The organism is Nocardia sp. NPDC055050, from assembly GCF_053608345.1.
On record NZ_JBSGVG010000047.1, the window covers coordinates 39,656 to 46,812 of the forward strand.

General features: G+C 67.4%; 4 protein-coding genes. All 4 read left to right on the forward strand.

Annotation, left to right across the window (positions count from 1 at the left end; genetic code table 11):
- The first annotated feature begins 162 nt into the window (after positions 1-162).
- The 4 genes from eccCa (at position 163) to ACWGCN_RS31690 (ending at position 7,117) form a co-directional block, all read left to right on the forward strand.
- Positions 163-4,200, forward strand: coding sequence for a type VII secretion protein EccCa (gene eccCa / locus ACWGCN_RS31675; protein WP_378993599.1), 4,038 nt, complete (start codon positions 163-165; stop codon positions 4,198-4,200).
- Positions 4,197-5,627, forward strand: coding sequence for a type VII secretion-associated protein (locus ACWGCN_RS31680; protein ID WP_452458437.1), 1,431 nt, complete (start codon positions 4,197-4,199; stop codon positions 5,625-5,627). Before eccCa ends, ACWGCN_RS31680 begins: the two co-directional genes overlap by 4 nt.
- Entirely contained in the window at positions 5,624-6,181 is a 558-nt protein-coding gene (locus ACWGCN_RS31685; protein WP_452458438.1) for a hypothetical protein, read from the forward strand. Before ACWGCN_RS31680 ends, ACWGCN_RS31685 begins: the two co-directional genes overlap by 4 nt.
- A gap of 99 nt (positions 6,182-6,280) precedes the next feature.
- Entirely contained in the window at positions 6,281-7,117 is an 837-nt protein-coding gene (locus ACWGCN_RS31690; protein ID WP_452458439.1) for a hypothetical protein, read from the forward strand.
- Positions 7,118-7,157 lie beyond the last annotated feature (40 nt).

Here is a 7,157-nt window from a genome sequence, read left to right on the forward strand (position 1 = left end):
TCGTGTTTCCGCTCGACCGCTCACACGGTCGACAGTTTGCGGAACCCACCGTTCGGACAGCAGAATGCCTGACGAACCATACGACATGTCGGCCGCGACCTCTACACTGAGCCCGTCGCGACGACAGATGAGCGAGTAGTCAAGCAGGGGGAGTCTTCGACCATGAGCACCGTCAGGTTCCAGCGCCGTGCCCGGCGCGAGATGCCGCGTACACCCGGCGGCGAGGTCACGCTGCAGCCGCCGCCGGAGATCCCGCGGATCACCCCGGGCAACCTGCTCGCGAAGCTGATGCCCGTCGTCATGGTCGTCGGCATGGTCGGCATGATGGCGCTGATGTTCACCCAGGGCAGCGGCATGCTGTCCAACCCGATGTCGATGATGTTCCCGATGATGATGATCATGTCGATGGTCACCATGTTCGGACAGGGTGGTGGCAAGGGCGCCAAGGCCGCCGAAGCCAACGAGGACCGCAAGGACTATCTGCGCTACCTCGATCAGGTCCGTAAAGACGTCGACGAGACCGCCAAGCAGCAACGCGCCGCCGTCGAGTGGAGCCACCCCGAGCCCGGCCTGATCTGGATGCTCGCGGGCACCAGCCGGATGTGGGAGCGCCGCTCCGGCGACAAGGATTTCTGCCACGCGCGCATCGGTCTCGGCGGCCAGCGACTGGCGACCAGGCTGGTAGCCCCCGAAACCGGCCCCGTCGAAGAGCTGGAGCCCATCGCCGCGGTGTCGCTGCGCCGTTTCGTGCGCGCGCATTCCACGGTTCCCGATCTGCCCACCGCCATCGCGGTGAAGGGCTTCGGCACCGTCGCCCTCGACGGCGACCGCGCCCAAGCGCGCGACATGACGCGCGCGATGTTGTTGCAGCTGTGCATGTTCCAGGCGCCCGACCAGGTGCTCGTCGCCGTGGTCTGTGGCCCGGACACCGCCCGCGAGTGGGAGTGGACCAAGTGGCTCCCGCACACCCAGCACCCCGATTCCCAGGACGGCATCGGCACCCAGCGCATGTTCTACGGCTCCATCCGCGAGGCGATGAGCGGCCTGCATCCGCTGCTCGGCAACCGGGTCCGCTACTCGCGTAACCAGCCGAACAACCCGAACATGGTGCACGTGGTGATCGTCGTCGACGGTGGCCTGCTCGAGGCCGAGGACGACCAGCTGCGCGAGTCCGGGTATGAGGGCGTCACCATCATCGACCTGTGCAATTACGCACCGCGCCTTGCTGTTTCGCGCGGCATCAAGATGGTCGTCGAAGACGGTGAGTGCCTCGGCCGCGGCGCCACCGGCAACCAGGAACGCTTCGCCACCATCGACCGGGTCAGCGCCGAGCAGGCCCAGCAGCTGGCCCGCAGGCTCGCGCCCTACCGTGCGGCCACCCAGCGCAGCAGCGATGTCGAGACCGACGAGACCGAGACCATCTCCACCTGGTCGCAGCTGATGAACCTGGGCGATATCGGCAACTTCAACCCGGCCAGCGCCTGGCGTCCCCGCTACGGCCGCGAGCGTCTGCGCGTGCCGTTCGGCATCGGCGCCGACGGTGCACCGGTGGAGCTCGACATCAAGGAAGCCGCCGAGAACGGCATGGGCCCGCACGGCCTGTGCATCGGCGCGACCGGTTCCGGTAAGTCGGAATTCCTGCGCACCCTGGTGCTCAGCCTGCTCGCCACCCACTCGCCCGACCAGCTCAACCTGGTCCTCGTCGACTTCAAGGGTGGTGCGACGTTCCTCGGCCTGGACGGCGTTCCGCACGTCGCCGCGGTGATCACCAACCTCGAGGACGAAGCCGACCTCGTCGACCGTATGAAGGACGCGCTGGCGGGCGAGATGAACCGCCGCCAGGAAGTCCTGCGTCAGGCCGGTAACTTCGCCAATGTCTCCGAATACGAGAAGGCCCGCGCCGCCGGTGCCGACCTCGACCCGCTGCCCGCACTGTTCGTCGTGCTCGACGAGTTCTCCGAACTGCTCACCCAGCACCCCGACTTCGCCGAACTGTTCGTGATGATCGGCCGCCTGGGCCGCTCGCTGCAGGTCCACCTCCTGCTCGCCTCGCAGCGTCTGGAAGAGGGCAAGCTCAAGGGCCTGGAATCGCACCTGTCCTACCGCATCGGCCTGAAGACCTTCTCCGCCAACGAGTCCCGCCAGGTCCTCGGCGTCCCCGACGCCTACAACCTGCCGAGCACCCCCGGTGGCGGTTACCTGAAGTCCGACTCGGGTGAGATCCAGCGCTTCCAGGCCTCGTACGTGTCGGGTCCGTATGTCGGTGGTGGATCGGCGCGCGAGGTCACCAGCGCCGGCATCGTCGGCGGCGAGATCGACGTCAACGCACGGCCTTTCGCGGCGACCCACGTGGGCTTCCGCGCCGCCGATCGGGTTCCGCTGCCGGTGGAGGCCGAGTTCGAGCCGGAGCCGGTCGGCGACGACAACGAGCAGATGTCGAACCTGAACATGCTGGTCTCGCGCATCTCGGGCCACGGCCGACCTGCCCACGAGATCTGGTTGCCGCCGCTCGAGGAAGCGCCGACCATGGATCAGCTCGTGCCGCGCTCGATCCTTACCGGCGAATTCGCCGCGATCGCCACCCTGCGTGCCCCCATGGGCATCGTCGACCGCCCCTACGATCAGCGCCGCGACCCGTTCGTGGTCGACCTGTCCGGTTCGCGAGGCAATGTCGCGATCGTCGGCGGTCCGCAGTCGGGTAAGTCGACCGCCCTGCGTTCGATGATCATGGCGATGGCGTTGACCCACACCGCCGAGCAGGTGCAGTTCTACTGCCTCGACTTCGGTGGTGGCACGTTGACCAGCCTGCAGGGTCTGCCGCACGTCGGTTCGGTGGCAAGCCGCCTCGACGAGGACCAGGTCCGGCGCACCGTCGCCGAGATGACCACGATCGTTCGCACCCGTGAGGCGAAGTTCCGTCAGCTCGGCATCGAGTCGATGGTCGAGTTCCGTCGTCTGCGTTCGATGGACCCGGCGTCGAGCCCGGCTGCCCAGGGCGCGCACGAGGATCCGTTCGGTGACGTGTTCCTGGTGATCGATGGCTACGGCTCGATCCGCCAGGACTTCGACGCGCTCGAGCAGGTCATCATGAACCTTGCGGTGCAGGGTCTTTCGTATGGCGTGCACGTGGTGATCGCGCTCGCCCGCTGGGCGGAAGCCCGCCCCGCGCTCAAGGACCAGATCGGCACCCGCATCGAGCTGCGCCTCGGCGATCCGATGGATTCCGACCTCGGCCGCAAGTTCGCGTCGCTGGTTCCGCAGGGTCGCCCCGGCCGCGGTATGACCGCCGAGTGCCTGCATATGCTCACCGCGCTGCCGCGGATCGACGGCTCCGCCGATCCGTCCAATCTGGGCCAAGCGGTGTCGTCCGCGGTCGAGACGATCGCCCGGATGACGCCGGGCCGTCCCGCGCCGCAGGTCCGCATGCTGCCCGATCAGCTGCCCCGCGAACAGCTGCTGTACCTGGCGGGCAACTGGCCCTCGCGGGTCGATCCGGCGACCAAGTGCCTGCGAATCCCGATCGGTATCAACGAGGCCGAGCTCGCTCCGGTCTACATCGATTTCGCGGAAAGCCCGCACTTCATCATCATCGGCGACTCCGAGTCCGGTAAGACCACGCTGTTGCGCTCGATCATCGAGGGCATCGCCGCGTCGAACACCCCGAATGAGGCACGGTTCATCGTCGGCGACTACCGCCGCTCGATGCTGGGCATCATCCCCGAGGGTTACCAGGCCGGATACGGTTCCACCGCACCGCAATTCACCCAGAACATGGCCGACCTCGCGGCGTATGTCGCCAAGCGGACCCCCGGTCCCGAGGTGACGCCACAGCAGTTGCGCGAGCGTTCGTGGTGGACCGGTCCCGAGCTGTATGTGCTCGTCGACGACTACGACCTGGTGGCCACCTCGTCGGGCAACCCGGTCTCGGCGCTCGTCGAGCATCTGCCGCACGCTCGCGACCTCGGTTTCCACCTGATCATCGCTCGCCGCTCCGGTGGAGCCAGCCGCGCCATGTACGAGGCGACGCTGGCCCGGATGAAGGACCTCGGTTCGGCCGCACTGGTGATGAGCTGCAGCAAAGACGAAGGCGTCATGGTCGGTACCACGCGTCCCGGCCCCAAGCCCGCCGGGCGTGGCACCTTCGTCACGCGTAATACCGAGGGCCTGGTCCAGACCGCCTGGATGCCGCAACCGGAATGACCGTCGTCGAGCTCGTTGTCAGCGAAGCCAAAGTGTGGGCGCGTGGCGCCACCACCCACTGGGATGTCGCGCCGTCGGTTGTCTTGGGCAGCAACGGTTCCGATCTCGTCGTCGGTGAGCCGCTGACCCCGCCCACCCAGGCGGTGTCGGTGGTGCAGTACCTGGCCGGCGGTGTACTCGCGCTGCCACCTCGGATGCCGACGGTGGGCCAAGCCCTGTCCGCGCTGCTCGCGGCGATCATGGACACTCTGCGGGTGACGCCGCTGTGTGAGCAGATCGTCGTCGTGCATCCCACCTCGTGGGGGCAACCCGAACTCGATCTGTTCGGCACCGCCGCACAGCAATTCACCCACGAGGTGGCGTTCGAGGCCTGTGCCCTGCGGGCCTCGGCCGTCGATGTCACCGCCAGTCGTAGCCGCCGCACCGCGATCATCGAGTTCGGCATGCTGTCGACCTCGGCTTCGTCGGTCACCTACGACACGTACGGCACCCACGTCGAGGCGGTCGAGGTCGAACCGAACCTGGCGGCCTCGGAACTCGCCGACGAGGAAGGCTTCGGCCGGCTCACGGCACTTCTCGACCGGCTGCTCGCCGATCGCCCCGCCGACGTCGTCCAGGTGTTCGGCGCCACCGATCCGGCGGTACTGGCCTCGGTCACCGCCGCAGTCGAAAGTGTGTGCGGCGCAGGCGTTCCCGTCAGCCCGCTCACCGGAACAGACCTGGCGCGACCTACTCAGAAGACCCCCGCCTACACGCCGAACATCCCGCCCGCGGCCGAGTGGATGCAGCCCCTGCGTGAACGTGCCGCGGCGACCAACCCGGTCGATCGCCGCCCGCTCTACATCGGCGCCGCAGCTCTCGCCGCTGTTGTCGCCGCGGCAGCGATCGGTGGGTTCTTCCTGTTCGGATCCGGCGACCAACAGGCCACGGCTGCCGTCGCGACCACCTCGGCCCCCGTGGTGACGAGCGCAGCACCCCAGCCCACATCGGCGAAGCCGAAGCCGAAACCCACCACCGAGACGGTCGGCCGAGTCGTCATCGAGATCCCTGCGGGCTGGCACCGCACCACGGCCACCGAGGCCCGCGCCGACCTCGTCCCTGACGAGGCGGCCCGCCACCGCATCACCATCACCCAGAAGCCGGTCACCCCCGGTGCCGGCTACGACGAGGTCGCCGCCGACCTCAGCGCCCAAATCGCCAAAAAGCCCGCAGGCACCGTCACCCCGATGCGCCGAGACGTAGTCTTCGCCGGCCGCCCCGGACTCTCCTACGAAGAGCGTCCCGCCGACGGGTCAACGGTTCGCTGGCAGGTCCTCGTCGAACGGGGAATCCAGGTCAGCATCGGCTGCCAGTACGCCGAAAATGGTTGGGCCGGTGTGATGTCCGCCTGCGAGCAAGTCGTCGGAGGCGTCCACGTCGGGCCATGAGCCGCATCCTCTTCGCTGCGCTCCTGGCGTCCTGCACGCTGGCATGTACCCCGGCCGACCTGTCGACCTCCAGCACGCCCTCGTGCCCGACGGACGTTCCTTCGGCTACCACGGCCAACACCGCCGGCTTCACCATCAATGCCCCCCAACTCCCGGGCTGGTCGACCCAGCCGGTCGAAGGTGGTGGTCTCGTCCTCCACCGTTTCGAGACCATCGAAGGCGCCGACCCACCCTTCGGCATAGCCACGGTCACCGTCACCACCTTCAGCCCCGCGAATACCGCCGACGCCGCGAGCAACACTCTTCAGATCCTGCGCCCCCACGAATCCGACTGGCACCGAACACGTTCCGAAGAGGTGCGGATCTGCGGCACCCCCGCCCACCTCACCGCCGGAACCACCGCCAACTCCCACCACGACTACCTGGAGTTCGCCTACCCGGTGGGCGACAAGTTCTACCCCATCCAAATAACCACCCAAACCCCCATCACCAACGTCCCCCGCTACCGCTCAGATCTGGACACGATCCTCAGCGGTGTGCGGATCAGCGGGTAGCAGCGGATTGCCTCGATTCGGGTTCGACGGCGTGCGCAAGTACGCTCGCAGCGGGTCGCCGGTGTATCGCGCGCGGCCTGTGAATCGGGAGGGGAAACCATGACTTATCCACCGCCGCAGCAAGGTCCGGGTTGGGCACCCGGTCAGGGTGCGCCGCAGCAGTACGCCGGTCAGAAGCCGTATCCGCCGATGCAGCCGCCGCAGTACGGCTCGCATCCGCAGCCGGGCGGTCAGCCCCACCCGCAACAGGGTTGGGGTCAACCACCGCAGGGATGGCCCCAACCGCCGCACCAGAACCCGTGGTGGAAATCGCCTCTTGTGCTGGTCGGCGGTGCTGTTGTCGTCATCGGTGTGCTGGTGGTCGGCGCTGTCGCTTTCGCCGGCGGAGGCGACGACGAAGCGGGAACGGTCGCAGCGCCCCCATCGTCGGTCCAGGAAGCGCCCGCGGCGCCCACCGCTGCGAAGAGCACCTCCAAGCCCGCACCGACGACGACCAAGGCGGCCCCGCAACCTGTTTCGGCCGACGCCAAGATCGTCCTCGAAGCGTTGCCCGCGCCCCTGCGCGAAGTCGTCGCCGTCAACAACATCACCGAGAAGGCCCCGATCGGCAACGACCCGTACGCGGTCCGAGTGGTCTTCACGGTGCCCGCCAAGAACAGCTTGACGGTTGGCCTCCTCAGAACAGCCGTCGATATCGACCGCTACCCGATCGCCTGGATCGACACCAACCCGGACAAACTGCTCCGTCAGTGGAGCAGCCAGCACCCGGAATGGCTGATGGACAAGGGCGAGAAGAAGTTCCGCATCGATGACACGATCCCGGGCGGCGGGGCCACCGTGGAAACCTTCAACACGGCGACGAAGCTGTACACGGTGATGTCAGGATTCAAGGACAAAGACGCTGCCTTGAAATACCTCGAGCGCGCTGGATTCTAGGACAACTGGTCCTGAAACAAGTCAGGCCCCGGCTGTGAGC